This window comes from Staphylococcus sp. GDH8C109P (genome assembly GCF_017893405.1).
Lineage (GTDB): Bacteria > Bacillota > Bacilli > Staphylococcales > Staphylococcaceae > Staphylococcus > Staphylococcus cohnii.
The window spans coordinates 238,040-257,893 of the sequence record NZ_JAESMX010000014.1; the positions used below are offsets into that span (position 1 = coordinate 238,040).

The following is a 19,854-nucleotide window of genomic DNA, read 5'->3' on the forward strand; positions in this document are numbered from 1 at the left end:
TTAATGATAGAAAATTATACTAAATTAATTTAAAAAATAGCTTGTCAACCATAATGAGAGTTGATATAATTTATCTTGTGCTTAAGAGAGGCTCCTTGGTCAAGCGGTTAAGACACCGCCCTTTCACGGCGGTAACACGGGTTCGAGTCCCGTAGGAGTCACCATTTTTAGGTCTCGTAGTGTAGCGGTTAACACGCCTGCCTGTCACGCAGGAGATCGCGGGTTCGATTCCCGTCGAGACCGTATTGCCCATCCAATAGGATGGGCATTTTTTTGTACAATTTTCTAAGATATATATTTTAAACTCAATTCATATTGAAGGTAGTAGTTATTTATGTATAAACATTAAAGCTTGCGCCTTCGTTTGTGAATAGAGCTGATGCTATGTGAATGCTCAATCTAAATACGTAGATTGTTAAATGCCTCATGTTAGTGCAGATTAGCACAGTTCATAAAAGTATCATTGTAAATGCGATGCTGCTTTGCAATAACACTTTTTTATACAATTAAAATAAAAAAGGTTAAACTAAATGTATTGAATGAGACAAGAGGTGAAACAATAATGACTGTAGATCCAGAATTGAAAAATTTAGATATGCTAGATGCCCTGAGCGAACGACACGGCGCATTGAGGAATATTGTTGAAAACAAAGCAAATGACAAGAACGGGATACACAACTCCAGTTCAGAATGGTATATCATGGCAAAATTATATGTAAGTAAACTTACGTTTGTTGAAGTAACACAATCGGTTAATTTAACAAGGCAAGCCATTCATAAAGCGATTAAACAATTAGAAGAAAAAGAATTAGTTAAAGTTGAAAACTTAGTTCATAATAAAAAAGAGAAATGTGTGTCATTAACAGATAGCGGCATCGAATGCATTGAACAGTATATGACTTATAAACAATCTATTGAAAAACACCTTGCACAAGTCATTGGAACCGAGCAATTGCAGCTATTTAAAACGATTTTACATCAAGACTGGCAACTGAAAGACTTACAATAAAATATCCAAGTATGAAGTATTGTGCCGTTTTAAAAGCAGTGGTGACAATACTTTTAATTTTGCACTAAATATTGTCAACCTAGTTGACAATAAAAGAAAAATTTTGATACAGTAATGAAGTTGATTCGTTCGAGGACATTACTTTGAAGTAACAAATAACGTATACATATCAATGAAAAGATGTGTTTATCATTTAAAATTCATATTGTAAATGCTCAATGATATAAAACAAATTTGAATGGTATATCGAGATAAGTTATGGATCGAAGAGACTAATTTTAAAGGTAAATGCGTACGAAGTTTATCACGTGCGATAGCATTACATATCAATGTTAGGTCTCTTAATAATACTTATACTTCATGGCACCATTAAAAAGGAGTATTTAAAATGACAACGCAAGTAAAAGTAAAGAATCCAAGCATGTACGCACTTGTACTTATGATTGGTGGATTTATGGGATTATTTAGTGAAACAGCGTTAAACATGGCGCTCACAAATATTATGGCTGATTTTCAAGTTTCAGCTGCAGTGGTGCAATGGCTGACGACGGGATATTTACTCGTTATGGCTTGTTTAGTACCTGCTTCTTCTTATTTAATCAAGTGGTTTAATACGAAACCACTTATTATTACAGGAATTGTATTATCATTATTAGGCGTTATTATTGGTGCACTCGCGCCTAATTTTAGTTTCTTATTGTTAGGACGTATTGTACAAGCACTTGGCACAGGTATTTTACTACCAATCATGGTGACGGTATTGATGCTCATATTCCCAATAGAAAAACGTGGTGCCGTGATGGGTATTATGGGTCTAGTGATTACCGCTGGCCCTGCGCTTGGACCAACGCTGTCAGGTATCATTATCTCAGCTTCCAACTGGCATTATATTTTTTGGATTAGTGCGATTTTATATCTTATCGTTTTATTTATGGCAATTTCAAAAGTAGAAAATGTTGGAGAACTTACCAAACCTAAAATTGATATGATTTCGATTGCATTATCTACAATAGGATTTGCGGGATTAATCTTTGCATTAAGCACATTAGCTGAAGCACCATTCACAAGTAGTATTGTATGGTTGCCATTATTGATCGGCGTTGTGGCACTGGCTATTTTTATCATACGACAATTCAAGATTGATTCGCCGATGCTTAATTTAAACGTATTTAAATATCCAATGTTTGTCATAGGGGCTGCAATGGTTTTCGTTACGATATTATGCATTCTATCTATGGGTATACTGTTGCCGCTATATTTAAAAGGTGCTTTATTATTTAATTCGATTATTGCTGGTTTAATTTTATTACCAGGTAATGCAATCAATTTAATCCTATCACCGATTGTTGGTGCTTTATTTGATCGTTTTGGTGCTAGATACTTTGGCATTTTCGGATTTTTACTGATGTTTATTGCAGCATTAACATTCGCATTAATGATTTCAGTTTCTACACCTGTTTGGGCTATTATTTTGGCATTCATGGTGCTTTTCTTTGGCATATCAATGGTCATGATGCCAGCACAGACAAATGCCTTAAATCAATTGCCACACCACCTTTATGCTGATGGTTCAGCAACGATTACAACGTTAATTCAAGTATCAGGTTCAGCTGGTACAGCAATTGCCATTACGATTTATAGCACAGCAATGCGTACGTTTGGCGCAAGTCATCCGAATGCAGAACAAGAAGTTGTACTGTCTTATGGTATCCAATATACTTGTTTCTTTATTGTGATATTGACAGTTATCGGATTTATATTATCACTCTTCGTTAAAAAATCTAAAAATATTTAATATTATCAGTGATGCATTTCCAGTATAAGCGACATCATGTTTAAATTATGATTAAGTTATCTCAAAACACCTTAGTCAAAATAACATGACCTTTGCTGAGATATGTATCACTTTTTTATACACTATGGGCAATATAGTCGCACAGTGATATCATGTTGTGTAGGCTTAATATATCTATAATTAACCTATTAATAATAAAAAATGTTATAATTTTACAATATACCAATTTATTTTTTTGTTTAGAAAAATAGAATTAGCACGCTATAAATGGTAAATTATATTATAGAGAAATGCGTAGAAAAATATGTAAACGTACTACAATTTAGAAATGAGGTTTATAAATATGGCTAGAAAAGTTGTGGTAGTAGATGACGAAAAACCAATTGCTGATATTTTAGAGTTCAACTTGAAAAAAGAAGGTTATGAAGTATTCTGTGCATATGATGGTAATGACGCAGTAGATTTAATATATGATGAAGAACCAGACATTGTCTTATTAGACATTATGTTACCTGGTCGCGACGGTATGGAAGTATGCCGTGAAGTACGCAAAAAATATGAAATGCCAATTATTATGTTAACCGCAAAAGACTCAGAAATCGATAAAGTATTGGGTCTTGAACTTGGCGCCGATGACTACGTGACGAAACCATTTAGCACGCGTGAATTAATTGCGCGTGTCAAAGCAAACTTACGTCGTCATTATTCACAACCAGCACAAGAAGTGAACGATGCATCTAATGAAATTACAATTAAAGATATTGTTATCTATCCAGATGCATATTCTATTAAAAAACGTGGTACAGACATTGAATTAACACACCGTGAATTCGAACTGTTCCATTATTTATCTAAACACATGGGTCAAGTTATGACACGTGAACATTTATTACAAACTGTTTGGGGCTATGACTATTTTGGTGATGTACGTACAGTAGACGTAACGATTCGTCGCTTACGTGAAAAAATTGAAGACGATCCATCACATCCAGAATATATAGTGACGCGCCGTGGTGTTGGATACTTCCTCCAACAACACGATTAGGGGACAATATTAAATGAAATGGCTTAAACATTTTCAATCTCTACACACGAAACTTGTTATTGTCTATGTATTGTTAATCGTAATCGGTATGCAGATTATCGGTTTATACTTTACCAATAGTCTAGAAAAAGAATTAACACAAACATTTAAAAATAATATCTCGCAATACGCGAAACAAATAGAAATTAATATAGAAAAAGTCTATGACGAAGACAACTCAGTCAATGCACAAAAAGAAGTCCAAAATTTATTGAATGAGTATGCCAATAGACAAGAAATAGAAGAAATTCGTTTTATTGATAAAGATCAAATTATCATGGCTACCTCAAAGCAGTCTACGCGTAGTCTAATAAATCAAAAAGCTAATGACAGCTCCATACAAAAAGCACTATCTCTAGGAGAAATTAATAGCCATACAGTATTAAAAGACTATGGTAATGGAAAACAACGTGTGTGGGTCTACAATTTACCAGTGAAGACATCAGATGATGGCACAATTGGTGATGTTTATATAGAAGCAGATATCAACGATGTCTATAACCAATTAAGTAACATCAACCAAATCTTTATTGTTGGGACAGGCATCTCGCTATTAATTACAGTGATACTAGGTTTCTTTATTGCGCGCACAATCACAAAGCCAATTACCGATATGCGTAACCAAACCGTTGAGATGTCTAAAGGTAACTATACGCAACGTGTTAAAATTTACGGTAATGATGAAATTGGTGAACTTGCACTAGCCTTTAATAATTTATCCAAACGTGTACAAGAAGCACAAGCAAATACTGAAAGTGAAAAACGACGTCTAGACTCTGTCATTACGCATATGAGTGATGGTATTATCGCAACCGATCGTCGCGGCCGTGTGCGTATTGTCAACGATATGGCATTAACGATGTTAGGCATGATGAAAGAAGAAATTATCGGTCATTACATGTTAAATATGCTTAAATTAGAAGAAGATTTTTCTTTAGATGAAATTCAAGAAAATAATGATAGTTTCTTATTAGATATCAATGAAAGTGAAGGTATTATCGCTCGTGTAAACTTTAGTACCATCGTACAAGAGACCGGCTTCGTTACAGGTTATATTGCCGTACTTCATGACGTAACAGAACAACAACAAGTGGAACAAGAACGTCGCGAATTCGTGGCAAATGTTTCACATGAATTACGTACGCCGTTAACATCCATGAATAGTTATATCGAAGCATTAGAAAGTGGTGCATGGAAAGATGATGCGTTAGCGCCACAATTCTTATCAGTGACACGTGAAGAAACAGAACGTATGATTCGACTCGTAAACGATTTACTACAACTATCAAAAATGGATAACGAATCAGATCAAATTACCAAAGAAATTGTCGACTTTAATATGTTTATCAATAAAATTATTAACCGCCATGAAATGTCAGCGAAGGATACGACATTTGTACGTGAGATTCCAAAACAAACAATCTTTACAGAAATTGATCCAGATAAGATGACACAAGTGTTTGACAATGTCATTACCAACGCAATGAAGTATTCACGTGGTGATAAACGTGTTGAGTTTCACGTGAAACAGAACTCACTGTATAATCGTATGACCATCCGCGTCAAAGATAACGGCATTGGTATTCCTATTAATAAAGTAGATAAAATCTTTGACCGTTTCTACCGTGTAGATAAAGCACGAACACGAAAAATGGGTGGTACAGGATTAGGACTAGCCATTTCTAAAGAAATTGTCGAAGCACATAACGGTCGCATCTGGGCAAATAGTGTAGAAGGACAAGGTACGTCAATCTTTATTACACTTCCATGTGAAGTACTAGAAGATGGTGATTGGGATGCAGAGTAAAGAACTAATTAAATCTATTATCCTATTTCTTTTAGTACTCATGAGTGCGATTTTAACTTATATGACTTGGAACTTTTCACCTGATTTGGCTAATGTAGATAAACAAGACAATAGTAAAAAAGAAGCGAAATCAAATACAATCGGTAAGCCTTTGAAACAAGGAATGCCTCAAGTGATCACACCATACCAAGTCATTCACTCTAAAGGTGAAAGCACAGAAGGTATGGAAGCAACTCGCAGCAATGTCGAAGAAATCATTAAACCCTTAAAAAATCATCGTGTATTACACGCTGAACAAATGCACAGTAATCATAATTTAATTATTCCAGACTTGAGCGATGAATTTTTAGTATTGGACTTTACCTACGATATGCCACTTGCTACATATTTAGGCCAAGTATTAAATATCAATGCCAAAGTACCCAACAACTTTAAATTTGATCGCCTGTTAATAGATAACAATCAAGACGGCAAAATTAAACTTTATGCGATTAGTAAAGATAGACATAATGTTGTACGCATGACCACATCGGTGAAGACAGATAAATTCACACAAGCATTAGAAAACCAGCATAAGCATATGCAACCATACACAGAAATTATTACCAATAAAGATACGATAGATAAAGCGACACATATCTTTGCGCCGAAGTCACCAAAAGGACAAAAATCCTACCATACAATCTATAATCACATTAGTGTAGATACCATGAATTCAATACTATTTAACGATTCAGTGGTAGTGCGTAGTTCAAGAAGCGGTGCAGTCACTTACAACAATAATACAGGTGTGGCCAACTACAACGATGAAACCGAAAAATATCGCTACACGAATCTATTAGAGGACGAAAACCGGTCAACGAACATGCAAGAAAGCATTCCAAGCACCTATGCATACATCAACAATCACGGTGGTTTTACAGATGATTTCAGATTATTCCATACGGACGATAAACGTGGCGATCTGACTTATCAATTGTTCTTGAATGGACGACCAACGTTTAACGATGACGATTTAAATACATTGAAAGTCTCTTGGGGCAATAAAGGTATTTATAGCTATGCGCGTACGTTATTAAAAGCGAATGTAACTATTGATAGTGGCGAAAAAGAAGTCAACCTACCAGGCGCTGAAACTGTCCGTTCGGAACTAGCCAATAATCCTGAAGTAGATTTCGAAAAGGTAACAAACATGACCATTGGTTACCGCATGGAAGACAAACAGGACAACGGTGATATAGAAATCCAGCGCAATAGTGAGTTTAAGCCATGTTGGTATGTAGAGTACGATAATAAGTGGCGTGCATACAAAGATGGGGGGCTAGAATAAATGAACTGGAAACACACGAAAACATTATTTATTTTTGTATTTATTCTAGTGAACATCAGCCTTATCATCATCTATATTGATAAAGTCAATAAATCTCATATTAACGATAGCGCCGACGAAAATGCAGTGAATTTTAAACAAGAAAAAATAGAAATTCCTGAAAATTTGCCAAGCGTTAAAAATATAGAAATGCAACTACTCACTGCAAGATCTAATGATTTTTCATCTTATGCAAAAGCACGTTCAAGTATTACAAGCGAAGAAGACGGTCAAAAAATCAAAGGTGACATCAATAATCCAATTGATGTGAGTAACGATCAATATACAGATTTAAAATCGTATGTTAAAGATAAAATCTTTAAAGGTCAAAATTACGAAATGAGTAAAATTGACGATAAAAATGTTACCTTTGAACAGACTTATAACGACTTCCCAATCATGAATAATAGTAAAGCACAACTCAAATTTAATATCAATGACGATGGTAAAGCATCAAGCTACAGACAAACAGCTATGAAATCCATAGAGCCATCAGAAGGTGCAAACAACGATAAGAAACAAGTAAACACTGCGAAAAGCGCGATAGAAGCACTCTATTATAATCGTTATCTTAAACGAAACGATGAAGTGACCAATGTCCGACTCGGTTATTATACCGTCGTTAAAGAGCCTAACGTGCAGGTACTAGAAGCCAATTGGGAAATCAAAGTAAAACATAAAAACGAATCCAAGACATATTACGTCGAAGCCATTTCAGACAGTCCCAAAATAGTTGAAGAATAATGCGAACATAGCATTTACGACTTCACACAAGCATACCGTTTAGTGAGTATTGAAAGATTTATCATAAAAATAAGAGAGCGGATATACGAAATCAAAAGTATTAACATTGATTTTGATACCGCTCTTTTATTATGTACTTTGAGACACAGTATTTAAAAAACATGACACCACATTAAACATTAAATTCAATTTAAGCTGCAAAGTATGTTAAAATAGATTATTGTTAAATCAAAGTTATAAACCAACTGCGTTGATTTAAGATGAACGCATGTAAACATAAATATGTACCACATAGGATAGTTCAAAAGTACATAATTTAAAAGACAGTTTCAACTAGATATAAAAACTTTAATAATTAGACAGAGGGCATGTTGAGGTCACATAAACCGTAGACTGCCTATACAAATTATAAGCAACGAGTGTTTATCGATTAGAAAGGGTGAATCGCTTGATACGAATGAGTGTCTTAGCGAGTGGTAGTACAGGAAACGCCACTTATGTAGAAAGTGATAAAGGTAGTATTCTCGTCGATGCAGGCCTGACAGGTAAGAAAATGGAAGAACTGTTTGGCCAGATCGACAAACAAATTAAGCATTTAAACGGCATTTTAGTAACACATGAACATTCCGACCATATCAAAGGACTCGGTGTCTTAGCGCGTAAATACGGATTGCCAATATACGCAAACGAAAAAACATGGTCAGCAATCGAAAAGAAAGATAGTAAAATCCCAATGGATCAAAAATTCATTTTTAATCCATACGAGACTAAGTCTATTGCAGGCTTTGACATTGAATCATTCAACGTGTCTCACGATGCCATAGATCCACAGTTTTATATCTTCCATAATAATTATAAAAAATTCACGATACTGACAGACACAGGCTACGTCTCAGATCGCATGAAAGGCATGATTCAAGGCAGTGATGCTTTCGTATTCGAAAGTAACCACGACGTTGACATGCTTCGTATGTGTGGCTATCCATGGAAGACAAAACAACGTATCCTCAGTGATATGGGACACGTATCTAATGAAGATGCAGGGCTTGCCATGACAGACGTCATTACAGGCAGCACGAAACGCATCTACCTATCCCACTTATCGCAAGACAACAATATGAAAGACCTTGCCCGCATGAGCGTTGGCCAAGTCCTAAACGAACACGACATCGATACAGAAAAAGAAGTACTTCTCTGCGACACAGACAAAGCTCAAGCCACACCAATATATACACTATAATAAAGCAGCCCTTGCCCTTCATTGAAGCGGTTAGGGCTTTTTTATGCACTAACCCAAGACTACTGTAAGCTATTGTTGAAACGGCTTGTTTGAAAAGATAGAGGATCTTGATGGATTTGTTGAAGATGATGCAAGTCGTAGTTAGCATATGAAGTGAAATTGAGTACTTTTTAACACGATGGCTTAACGTAAATCTAGTTAAAGCACCAGTTTTCATATTATTGAGTTATCGGAGACTTATGCATGAACCTTAGCTTCGTCTCACTTTAACCCTAGTCATCTTGCTGTGATGACACGACGAAATCAATTTAACTAAATTAGAGGTTTGTTTAACTATTAATTTATAAAATGACGAGCTAATTAAAGTAGTTACATATATGCATTTATCTGATAATTTATAAACAGTGGATAACTTACCTTATAGCTTGAATTAAGATGAGATTTTGTAAAATAAACGTAAATTTTGTGAATAAGTATGTAAGACAATCGTCAACTTATCCACGTATTTATCCAAAGATATCCAGAGATGTGCACAATTAACAGAGAAGTACCCACATTATACACAGAGTTATCCACAAATAAACAGGTTATCCACCCTTACTTGTGAAAAAAACGTAAATTATTTTAAATTATCGTATACATTCCTGTTATAATAAGAGGGAATTGTGTGAATAAGTGCATAACTTGTGGATAAGTCTAATAACTATTGATTTTTGAGCTTTTACAGGAGGCAAATTATGAAAATTACTATACTTGCAGTTGGCAAATTAAAAGAAAAATACTGGAAACAAGCAATAGCTGAATACGAAAAACGTTTAGGTGCGTATTCCAAAATTGAAATTATTGAAGTACCAGATGAAAAAGCACCCGAAAATATGAGTGACAAAGAAGTTGAACAAGTGAAAGAAAAAGAAGGCCAACGCTTACTAGCAAAAGTAAAACCACAATCCACAGTCGTTACTTTAGAAATAAAAGGCAATATGCTGACTTCTGAAGGACTTGCTAAAGAATTAGAAAGTCGCATGGCACGCGGCCAAAGCGACTTCACATTTATCATCGGTGGTTCCAATGGCTTGCATCAAGACGTCTTAAACAGAAGCGACTACGCCCTGTCATTCAGTAAAATGACATTTCCACACCAGATGATGCGCGTCGTCTTAATCGAGCAAGTCTACCGTGCGTTTAAAATCATGCGCGGTGAAGCGTATCATAAATAAAACTAAAAAATAGATTGTGTATAATATAAAAGGAGCGGATTTATATTAAAACTTTGAATTCAAAAATTATTGAAAGGGAAGCTACCTTAGAAATTGAATCTATGGCCACTAATACATTGAAAATAAACCCAGACATTAATTCTAACGATACAAAAATGTCTTTCGATGGAGAATTGGAAGTGTATGATTCTGAAAATTTGAATAAAAAAAATTTCGTTGGAAAAATACAAGTTCAAGTTAAAGGAAAAGAAGTACCTAAAAGAGGAGGTAAGGTTATTCATCGAAGTAATGTCAATGTGAATGATTTAAAGGCATATCAACGAGAAGGTGGTGTGTATTACTTTGTCGTGTATTTAATCATTGAGAATAAAAAAGTTGTTGAGAAGCAAGTTTATGGTAAACAATTACATCAATTAGATTTACAACTTTTACTGCAAAAATAGCATAAAAATCTAGTTATCCGCATAAAAACTGGACTTATCACACTTTATCAAGGTCAAAACCACTCAATTTACTACTAATTTACTACTTATGAATGAGCTTTGATACGACGATTTATCCTTGAAAAGTGAAGATATAAAGATACTTCCAATAAAATTTGAATATTTAATAGGTAGACACTTCAAAAAATGAGGTGTCTATTTTTTTACCCGATTTTGAAAGGAAGTGAACTTATGAAAACAAAAAATCAAGAATCAAAAGGTCGTTCCCCACTCTTTAAGACCATCAAACATTCATTCAGCCAATAAAAAAGAAAGGATAGGTAAAAATATGGAACTTAAATTTGTGATTCCCAACATGGAAAAAACATTCGGCAATTTAGAATTTGCTGGCGAGGATAAAGTCGTTCAGCGAAGAATCAACGGACGGCTAACTGTCTTATCAAGAAGCTATAATCTCTATTCTGATGTTCAAAGAGCAGATGATATTGTGGTGGTGCTTCCTGCTGAAGCTGGCGAAAAACATTTCGGCTTTGAGGAACGTGTGAAGTTAGTCAATCCACGTATTACCGCAGAGGGCTACAAAATCGGCACTCGTGGTTTTACAAATTACCTTTTACATGCTGACGACATGATAAAAGAATAAAGAAAGAGAGGAAAAATGATGAGATTAGCAAATGGCATTGTATTAGATAAAGACACGACTTTTGGAGAATTGAAATTCTCTGCTCTACGTCGTGAAGTGAGAATCCAAAATGAAGACGGGTCGGTTTCAGATGAAATCAAGGAACGTACCTATGACTTAAAATCCAAAGGACAAGGACGCATGATTCAAGTAAGTATTCCTGCCAGCGTGCCTTTGAAAGAGTTTGATTATAACGCACGGGTGGAACTTATCAATCCCATTGCGGACACCGTTGCTACTGCCACCTATCAATGAGCAGATGTTGACTGGTATATCAAGGCAGACGATATTGTGCTGACAAAGGATTCTAGTTCATTCAAAGCTCAACCACAAGCAAAGAAAGAACCGACACAAGACAAATAGTCGCTAGGTAGAAAGGAGACTTTTTCGCATGAAACAGCGTGGTAAAAGGATTCGCCCATCTGGTAAAGATTTAGTCTTTCATTTTACGATAGCGTCACTCCTGCCTGTTTTCCTGCTGGTTGTCGGACTGTTTCATGTGAAGACAATCCAGCAGATCAACTGGCAGGATTTTAACCTATCACAAGCAGATAAGATTGACATTCCCTATTTAATTATCAGTTTCAGTGTCGCAATTCTTATCTGCTTGCTGGTAGCGTTTGTATTCAAACGGGTTCGCTATGATACGGTTAAACAACTTTACCACCGTCAAAAACTGGCAAAGATGATACTTGAAAACAAGTGGTATGAATCTGAACAGGTCAAAACAGAGGGTTTCTTTAAAGATAGTGCTGGTCGTACAAAGGAAAAGATAACCTACTTCCCTAAAATGTATTATCGACTTAAAAATGGCTTGATACAGATACTTTGTAATCATGTACTCTTTTTGATAAAAAATTGGAGATTCCTTTACAAATATGCTCTTACGTGCTATTATTTAAGTGACTATTTAAAAGGAGTTAATAAATATGCGGCAAGGTATTCTTAAATAAACCGTCAATTTGATAGCGGGAACAAATAATTAGATGTCCTTTTTTAGGAGGGCTTAGTTTTTTGTACCCAGTTTAAGAATACCTTTATCATGTGATTCTAAAGTATCCAGAGAATATCTGTATGCTTTGTATACCTATGGTTATGCATAAAAATCCCAGTGATAAAAGTATTTATCACTGGGATTTTTATGCCCTTTTGGGTTTTTGAATGGAGGAAAATCACATGAAAATTATTAATATTGGAGTTTTAGCTCATGTTGATGCAGGAAAAACTACCTTAACAGAAAGCTTATTATATAACAGTGGAGCGATTACAGAATTAGGAAGCGTGGACAAAGCTACAACGAGGACGGATAATACGCTTTTAGAACGTCAGAGAGGAATTACAATTCAGACAGGAATAACCTCTTTTCAGTGGGAAAATACGAAGGTGAACATCATAGACACGCCAGGACATATGGATTTCTTAGCAGAAGTATATCGTTCATTATCAGTTTTAGATGGGGCAATTCTACTGATTTCTGCAAAAGATGGCGTACAAGCACAAACTCGTATATTATTTCATGCACTTAGGAAAATGGGGATTCCCACAATCTTTTTTATCAATAAGATTGACCAAAATGGAATTGATTTATCAACGGTTTATCAGGATATTAAAGAGAAACTTTCTGCCGAAATTGTAATCAAACAGAAGGTAGAACTGTATCCTAATATGTGTGTGACGAACTTTACCGAATCTGAACAATGGGATACGGTAATAGAGGGAAACGATGACCTTTTAGAGAAATATATGTCCGGTAAATCATTAGAAGCATTGGAACTCGAACAAGAGGAAAGCATAAGATTTCATAATTGTTCCCTGTTCCCTGTTTATCACGGAAGTGCAAAAAACAATATAGGGATTGATAACCTTATAGAAGTGATTACGAATAAATTTTATTCATCAACACATCGAGGTCCGTCTGAACTTTGCGGAAATGTTTTCAAAATTGAATATACAAAAAAAAGACAACGTCTTGCATATATACGCCTTTATAGTGGAGTACTACATTTACGAGATTCGGTTAGAGTATCAGAAAAAGAAAAAATAAAAGTTACAGAAATGTATACTTCAATAAATGGTGAATTATGTAAGATTGATAGAGCTTATTCTGGAGAAATTGTTATTTTGCAAAATGAGTTTTTGAAGTTAAATAGTGTTCTTGGAGATACAAAACTATTGCCACAGAGAAAAAAGATTGAAAATCCGCACCCTCTACTACAAACAACTGTTGAACCGAGTAAACCTGAACAGAGAGAAATGTTGCTTGATGCCCTTTTGGAAATCTCAGATAGTGATCCGCTTCTACGATATTACGTGGATTCTACGACACATGAAATTATACTTTCTTTCTTAGGGAAAGTACAAATGGAAGTGATTAGTGCACTGTTGCAAGAAAAGTATCATGTGGAGATAGAACTAAAAGAGCCTACAGTCATTTATATGGAGAGACCGTTAAAAAATGCAGAATATACCATTCACATCGAAGTGCCGCCAAATCCTTTCTGGGCTTCCATTGGTTTATCTGTATCACCGCTTCCGTTGGGAAGTGGAATGCAGTATGAGAGCTCGGTTTCTCTTGGATACTTAAATCAATCATTTCAAAATGCAGTTATGGAAGGGATACGCTATGGTTGCGAACAAGGATTATATGGTTGGAATGTGACGGATTGTAAAATCTGTTTTAAGTATGGCTTATACTATAGCCCTGTTAGTACCCCAGCAGATTTTCGGATGCTTGCTCCTATTGTATTGGAACAAGTCTTAAAAAAAGCTGGAACAGAATTGTTAGAGCCATATCTTAGTTTTAAAATTTATGCGCCACAGGAATATCTTTCACGAGCATACAACGATGCTCCTAAATATTGTGCGAACATCGTAGACACTCAATTGAAAAATAATGAGGTCATTCTTAGTGGAGAAATCCCTGCTCGGTGTATTCAAGAATATCGTAGTGATTTAACTTTCTTTACAAATGGACGTAGTGTTTGTTTAACAGAGTTAAAAGGGTACCATGTTACTACCGGTGAACCTGTTTGCCAGCCCCGTCGTCCAAATAGTCGGATAGATAAAGTACGATATATGTTCAATAAAATAACTTAGTGTATTTTATGTTGTTATATAAATATGGTTTCTTGTTAAATAAGATGAAATATTTTTTAATAAAGATTTGAATTAAAGTGTAAAGGAGGAGATAGTTATTATAAACTACAAGTGGATATTGTGTCCTGTATGTGGAAATAAAACACGATTAAAGATAAGGGAAGATACTGAATTAAAAAAATTCCCCCTCTATTGTCCGAAATGCAGACAAGAAAATTTAATTGAAATAAAGCAGTTCAAAGTAACTGTGATTACAGAGCCAGACGCAAAGACGCAGAGCCGATAAAATGAGATTAATACAATCTCATTTTATCGGCTCTTTCCGTTATGTATGGATTCTTTTAATTAGTCTTCGATGTTTCTTGCTTCGTTGATACCGCTGGCTAAAGATTCCATTAAGGATAGTTCTTTGTCTGTAAAGCTATCCATGTATTTCTCTATCTGTAATCGTCGGGTGCTTTTTACCAAGTTATTAGCAGGTAAGAAAAATTCATCAACGGAAACATGAAGTAACGATACAAGGTCATAAAGAACTTGTATGCTGGGGTGTTGCCCTTTATTTTCAATATTAGTTAAGTACCGTGGGTCAATTTCAATCAATGCTCCCACTTGTTCACGAGTTAAACCTCGTTTCAATCGAGCTTCTTTAATGGCTAAACCAAAGGCTCTAAAATCATATTTATCTTCTTTTTTACGCATAGTAGACCACCTCTATACATTTTATTGTTCCTACTGAATTAAAAACAGGTATAGAAAAACGTGTTATATGGTTTATAGGTTTATATTTAATAAAAAGCACTACTAAACGCCAATAAAAAAAACCGTTATATGGTAGTGCTATTTACGCTGTTAAAATATTGTATATTACTTCCAAATGGCGGTTTGTTGGAGGTCAACGTCGCCATGAAGTACATCATATACAATAAATTTCCTTACATTGGGTTCTTGTCAAAAAAAGTCGTCTATCTGCAATAGATAAGTACGTCCACCAATGTGGTTTTATAAATCATATAGATAGAATAACAGAAGCATGTAAACAGAGAAATAAATCTGTTTATATGCTTTTTTGGCTATTCAGAACTTTTTTACAAAGTTTATTTATCAGTAATGCAACAAATCCCCCTTTCACATTGGGACTAAGAGTGAAAGGAGATAAACGAGCAAGGCTCACTTCCTTTCCTAGACAGAAAGGGGGTGAGAAACATGAAACCATCTTCTTTTCAGACCACAATAGAAAATCAGTTTGACTATATCTGTAAACGTGCTATGGAAGACGAGCGAAAGAATTATATGCTTTATCTTTCAAGGATTGCAAAGCGTGAGGTGTCCTTTTCGGATGTTGGCGATTATCTTGTTAGCCAGTTTGCGACAACAGATAACTATTCAACTGACTTTCAGATTTTTACACTCAATGGGTTATCAGTAGGCGTTGAAAATGATTTGTTGAGTGAAGCATTACGTGAGTTGCCAGACAAGAAACGTGAAATTCTACTGCTGTTTTACTTTATGGACATGAGCGATTCAGAAATTGCAGACCTGTTGAAATTGAACCGTTCTACTGTCTATCGGCATAGAACCAGTGGACTAGCCTTAATTAAAAAGTTTATGGAGGAATTTGAAGAATGAAAACACAATATCCTATGATTCCCTTTCCTCTCATTGTAAAGGCAACAGATGGCGATACCGAAGCGATTAACCAGATTCTACATCATTACAGAGGGTACATAACGAAGCGTTCCCTACGACTTATGAAAGATGAATATGGCAATCAAAGTATGGTCGTTGATGAAGTCTTACGTGGAAGAATGGAAACCAGACTGATTACAAAGATTTTGTCATTTGAAATTAAGTAATATCCTCTCTCCTTTCGTGGAAGCGTGCTAAACCATTCCACGCTTCCCGAACAGGGAGGTTTGTTATTCCACCAAAGCATATTGAGCTTTCAATGTGTTTTGATAGGCTAACGAGCCATTGTTCTTTGAAAACTGAATAAAAGTAATCGAATACGTTTCGATAAGAAAAGAGCCAACGGAACTAACCGCCATGACCTATCTTATAAAGATAGCGAGCGATTCATGTTAGTGATCCGAGAAGCAATCTTTAGCAGGATTGCCTGCAACGACATTCTTATCGTGATAATGATACTCCCATACAGTCAATAGTCCGAGCGTGATAAAACCGTCGCAGGCAATGAGTATGGCTACATGAGAACCATGCAGGGGTGGAACTCCCGTGAGCTTTGCTAAAGCTGTTCGATTGCTGGTAAAACAACTTTTATGAAATCCAAATAAGTGATTTGGAAAGGAGGATTTTATGAAGCAGACTGACATTCCTATTTGGGAACGTTATACCCTAACCATTGAAGAAGCGTCAAAATATTTTCGTATTGGCGAAAACAAGCTACGACGCTTGGCAGAGGAAAATAAAAATGCAAATTGGCTGATTATGAATGGCAATCGTATTCAGATTAAACGAAAACAATTTGAAAAAATTATAGATACATTGGACGCAATCTAGCGTCGCCAAAGGGTCTTGTATATGATAAAATAGTATTAAGTCGTATCAAGGCTCTTTCCATAAAGGAAAGGAGCAAATGCCATGTCAGAAAAAAGACGTGACAATAAAGGTCGAATCTTAAAGACTGGAGAGAGCCAACGAAAAGACGGAAGATACTTATACAAATATATAGATTCATTTGGAGAACCGCAATTTGTTTACTCGTGGAAACTTGTGGCTACAGACCGAGTACCAGCAGGAAAGCGTGATTGTATCTCACTTAGAGAGAAAATCGCAGAGTTACAGAAAGACATTCATGATGGTATTGATGTTGTAGGAAAGAAAATGACACTCTGCCAGCTTTACGCAAAACAGAACGCTCAAAGACCAAAGGTTAGAAAAAACACTGAAACTGGACGCAAATATCTTATGGATATTTTGAAGAAAGACAAGTTAGGTGTAAGAAGTATTGACAGTATTAAGCCATCAAACGCTAAAGAATGGGCTATTAGAATGAGTGAAAATGGTTATGCTTATCAAACCATCAATAACTACAAACGTTCTTTAAAGGCTTCATTCTATATTGCTATACAAGATGATTGTGTTCGGAAGAATCCATTTGACTTTCAACTGAAAGCAGTTCTTGATGATGATACTGTCCCTAAGACCGTACTAACAGAAGAACAGGAAGAAAAACTGTTAGCCTTTGCAAAAGCTGATAAAACCTACAGCAAAAATTATGATGAAATTCTGATACTCTTAAAAACAGGTCTTCGTATTTCAGAGTTTGGTGGTTTGACACTTCCAGATTTAGATTTTGAGAATCGTCTTGTCAATATAGACCATCAGCTATTGAGAGATACTGAAATTGGGTACTACATTGAAACACCAAAGACCAAAAGTGGCGAACGTCAAGTTCCTATGGTTGAAGAAGCCTATCAAGCATTTAAGCGAGTGTTAGCGAATCGAAAGAATGATAAGCGTGTTGAGATTGATGGATATAGTGATTTCCTCTTTCTTAATAGAAAGAACTATCCAAAAGTGGCAAGTGATTACAACGGCATGATGAAAGGTCTTGTTAAGAAATACAATAAGTATAACGAGGATAAATTGCCACACATCACTCCACATAGTTTGCGACATACATTCTGTACCAACTATGCAAATGCAGGAATGAATCCAAAGGCATTACAGTACATTATGGGACATGCTAATATAGCCATGACGCTGAACTATTACGCACATGCAACATTCGATTCTGCAATGGCAGAAATGAAACGCTTGAATAAAGAGAAGCAACAGGAGCGTCTTGTTGCTTAGTAGTACAAATGAATTTACTACTTATTTACCACTTCTGACAGCTAAGACATGAGGAAATATGCAAAGAAACGTGAAGTATCTTCCTACAGTAAAAATACTCGAAAGCACATAGAATAAGGCTTTACGAGCATTTAAGAAAATATAAAAAGATAATTAGAAATTTATACTTTGTTTATATTAAAAAAAGCAGAAAACTGTCACTATAAAAATGTATGAAATTGAAAATGAAAAAATTTTATATAATAACTGTTTAAAATATATAAATGAAAAGCGATTACAAAACCAAGTAGATCAAGTTAAAGTAAAGAAAAAAGAAAATGCTTTATCATATATAGCTACGCCTGAAAATATTGTGATGGATCACAGAGGTTTACCATTAAATGATTTTTATGGCTATATAAAAATTGATTCATCTGAATTAGATGTAACTATACCAAATGAAGTATTAAGTATGGAAAAAGTAAAAAGAGTGAACAAAAAGCAGATAACAAAAGAAGGTAAATTATTATTTGAAGGTATGGTAGGTATTGAAACTTCAAAGGAGTCCATCTCTATAACTATAGATGATATTTTCAAAATTCAAACATTTGAAAGTGATAACAAAAGTACATATACAATGTTACCATTTAAAAAATTAAATATAGCCGAACAATCTTTTAATGTTATAAACGAATTGTCGAAAGGCGGCGAATTCTTTTTGGATCAAATCCAATTAGTAATAGAACCTTTTGAAATTAACATTATTGAAATAAAAGAAACAATAAATAAATTAAAAATTAAGTTATCAGAGTATAGTAACTTGCTTTCGTTTAATGTGAGTCTAAAAACTACAGAATTTGATAAGCAAATGAATGAAATAAAAGGTTTATTAGAATTATTGGAATATAAAAATTTTAAAGATTTTAAAATACATAATAATGGATACTATAAAATGAAATTTTGCGGGAAATTTATATTACTATTTAAAGATAATACATCATTGTATAATGTATACTCTAATGAATTTATGGATAGATTTGAAGCTATTACAAAAGAAGAATCTGTACAAATGCCAATTGTGTACACATTAACAAGAGATATGATTGTAGATGTACTAAATTTTGATATAAATGTTATTAAAAAATGTGTTGAATCAGATAAAATTGCTATGCAATCTGACATTAAATGGGAGAAACTAAATAATTTTGCATTAGAATTAATCGCAGCCTATGATGAAACTCAAAGTATCGATTTATTAGAATTAGCTGAATATATATTAAATAATTTGCTGAATTATGATAATGATAAAATGTTTATGAACTTGATCAACCAAGCTCAAATTATAAAGAGAAGAAAAAATATGGTAGATGAAAAATTGTTAAGCGACTTATTCGAATTGAAAGATAAATTAATAGATATTGATAAAGAAATAGCAACATTGTATATAAATGTAGTATCAGGGAGTAAACAAGAAGCAAAAATAAGATATGAAACCCTCAATGCTGCAGATTTGGAAATATTTAATGCTTACCCGATTTTTAATTTATATAAAAAATTAATAGAAAGTTGAGAT

At 34.6% G+C, this 19,854-nt stretch carries 20 protein-coding genes, 2 tRNA genes and 1 pseudogene; 22 read left to right on the forward strand and 1 reads right to left on the reverse strand.

The window, feature by feature from the left end; translation table 11 throughout:
* The first annotated feature begins 89 nt into the window (after positions 1-89).
* The 17 genes and pseudogenes from KA867_RS07865 to KA867_RS07950 all read left to right on the forward strand — a co-directional run bounded on the left by KA867_RS07865 (position 90) and on the right by KA867_RS07950 (position 14,772).
* Positions 90-164 (forward strand) — tRNA-Glu (locus KA867_RS07865).
* A 6-nt stretch (positions 165-170) separates the two neighbouring features.
* Positions 171-243, forward strand: a tRNA-Asp gene (locus KA867_RS07870).
* A gap of 319 nt (positions 244-562) precedes the next feature.
* Positions 563-1,009, forward strand: a complete 447-nt coding sequence (locus tag KA867_RS07875; protein WP_245355944.1) for a MarR family winged helix-turn-helix transcriptional regulator — start codon at positions 563-565, stop codon at positions 1,007-1,009.
* Positions 1,010-1,397: 388 nt separating this feature from the next.
* Entirely contained in the window at positions 1,398-2,804 is a 1,407-nt protein-coding gene (locus KA867_RS07880) for a DHA2 family efflux MFS transporter permease subunit (RefSeq protein WP_210137636.1), read from the forward strand.
* Positions 2,805-3,147: 343 nt separating this feature from the next.
* Complete coding sequence (yycF, locus tag KA867_RS07885; protein WP_019468531.1) at positions 3,148-3,849, forward strand: response regulator YycF; 702 nt, start codon at positions 3,148-3,150, stop codon at positions 3,847-3,849.
* A gap of 13 nt (positions 3,850-3,862) precedes the next feature.
* Positions 3,863-5,695, forward strand: a complete 1,833-nt coding sequence (gene walK, locus KA867_RS07890) for a cell wall metabolism sensor histidine kinase WalK (protein WP_046207189.1) — start codon at positions 3,863-3,865, stop codon at positions 5,693-5,695.
* A complete protein-coding gene (locus KA867_RS07895; RefSeq protein ID WP_210137637.1) occupies positions 5,685-7,025 on the forward strand; it encodes a YycH family regulatory protein in 1,341 nt (446 codons plus the stop codon). The genes walK and KA867_RS07895 overlap by 11 nt, the downstream gene beginning before the upstream one ends.
* The gene (locus KA867_RS07900) at positions 7,026-7,808 is read left to right on the forward strand and encodes a two-component system regulatory protein YycI (RefSeq protein ID WP_210137638.1); all 783 of its coding nucleotides are present in this window, start codon (positions 7,026-7,028) and stop codon (positions 7,806-7,808) included.
* Between the two features lie 439 nt (positions 7,809-8,247).
* Complete coding sequence (locus KA867_RS07905) at positions 8,248-9,048, forward strand: MBL fold metallo-hydrolase (RefSeq protein WP_103211427.1); 801 nt, start codon at positions 8,248-8,250, stop codon at positions 9,046-9,048.
* A 737-nt stretch (positions 9,049-9,785) separates the two neighbouring features.
* A complete protein-coding gene (gene rlmH / locus KA867_RS07910) occupies positions 9,786-10,265 on the forward strand; it encodes a 23S rRNA (pseudouridine(1915)-N(3))-methyltransferase RlmH (RefSeq protein WP_210137639.1) in 480 nt (159 codons plus the stop codon).
* A gap of 53 nt (positions 10,266-10,318) precedes the next feature.
* Positions 10,319-10,708, forward strand: a complete 390-nt coding sequence (locus KA867_RS13420) for a hypothetical protein (protein ID WP_245355945.1) — start codon at positions 10,319-10,321, stop codon at positions 10,706-10,708.
* Positions 10,709-11,036: 328 nt separating this feature from the next.
* Positions 11,037-11,351 (forward strand): YdcP family protein, encoded by a 315-nt coding sequence (locus tag KA867_RS07925; protein WP_000420682.1) that lies wholly within the window; start codon positions 11,037-11,039, stop codon positions 11,349-11,351.
* A gap of 15 nt (positions 11,352-11,366) precedes the next feature.
* Positions 11,367-11,645, forward strand: coding sequence for a YdcP family protein (locus KA867_RS07930; protein WP_462981891.1), 279 nt, complete (start codon positions 11,367-11,369; stop codon positions 11,643-11,645).
* Positions 11,646-11,781: 136 nt separating this feature from the next.
* A pseudogene (locus KA867_RS07935) lies at positions 11,782-12,216 on the forward strand (ATP-binding protein); the annotation flags it as partial.
* 248 nt (positions 12,217-12,464) lie between these two features.
* A complete protein-coding gene (locus KA867_RS07940) occupies positions 12,465-12,551 on the forward strand; it encodes a tetracycline resistance determinant leader peptide (RefSeq protein WP_011058339.1) in 87 nt (28 codons plus the stop codon).
* Between the two features lie 15 nt (positions 12,552-12,566).
* The gene (gene tet(M) / locus KA867_RS07945) at positions 12,567-14,486 is read left to right on the forward strand and encodes a tetracycline resistance ribosomal protection protein Tet(M) (RefSeq protein WP_198052420.1); all 1,920 of its coding nucleotides are present in this window, start codon (positions 12,567-12,569) and stop codon (positions 14,484-14,486) included.
* Positions 14,487-14,604: 118 nt separating this feature from the next.
* Complete coding sequence (locus tag KA867_RS07950) at positions 14,605-14,772, forward strand: cysteine-rich KTR domain-containing protein (protein WP_000336323.1); 168 nt, start codon at positions 14,605-14,607, stop codon at positions 14,770-14,772.
* Positions 14,773-14,831: 59 nt separating this feature from the next.
* On the opposite strand, the gene KA867_RS07955 is transcribed toward KA867_RS07950, so the two are convergent.
* Positions 14,832-15,185 (reverse strand): helix-turn-helix transcriptional regulator, encoded by a 354-nt coding sequence (locus KA867_RS07955; protein ID WP_001227347.1) that lies wholly within the window; start codon positions 15,183-15,185, stop codon positions 14,832-14,834.
* Positions 15,186-15,689: 504 nt separating this feature from the next.
* Here KA867_RS07955 and KA867_RS07960 point away from each other — a divergent pair.
* The 5 genes from KA867_RS07960 (at position 15,690) to KA867_RS07980 (ending at position 19,851) form a co-directional block, all read left to right on the forward strand.
* Positions 15,690-16,112 (forward strand): sigma-70 family RNA polymerase sigma factor, encoded by a 423-nt coding sequence (locus tag KA867_RS07960; RefSeq protein WP_000804885.1) that lies wholly within the window; start codon positions 15,690-15,692, stop codon positions 16,110-16,112.
* Complete coding sequence (locus tag KA867_RS07965; RefSeq protein ID WP_000857133.1) at positions 16,109-16,339, forward strand: helix-turn-helix domain-containing protein; 231 nt, start codon at positions 16,109-16,111, stop codon at positions 16,337-16,339. Before KA867_RS07960 ends, KA867_RS07965 begins: the two co-directional genes overlap by 4 nt.
* Before the next feature lie 460 nt (positions 16,340-16,799).
* A complete protein-coding gene (locus tag KA867_RS07970; protein WP_000814511.1) occupies positions 16,800-17,003 on the forward strand; it encodes an excisionase in 204 nt (67 codons plus the stop codon).
* Positions 17,004-17,084: 81 nt separating this feature from the next.
* Complete coding sequence (locus tag KA867_RS07975) at positions 17,085-18,302, forward strand: tyrosine-type recombinase/integrase (protein WP_210137640.1); 1,218 nt, start codon at positions 17,085-17,087, stop codon at positions 18,300-18,302.
* A gap of 208 nt (positions 18,303-18,510) precedes the next feature.
* The gene (locus KA867_RS07980; protein ID WP_198052419.1) at positions 18,511-19,851 is read left to right on the forward strand and encodes a hypothetical protein; all 1,341 of its coding nucleotides are present in this window, start codon (positions 18,511-18,513) and stop codon (positions 19,849-19,851) included.
* Positions 19,852-19,854: the final 3 nt, after the last annotated feature.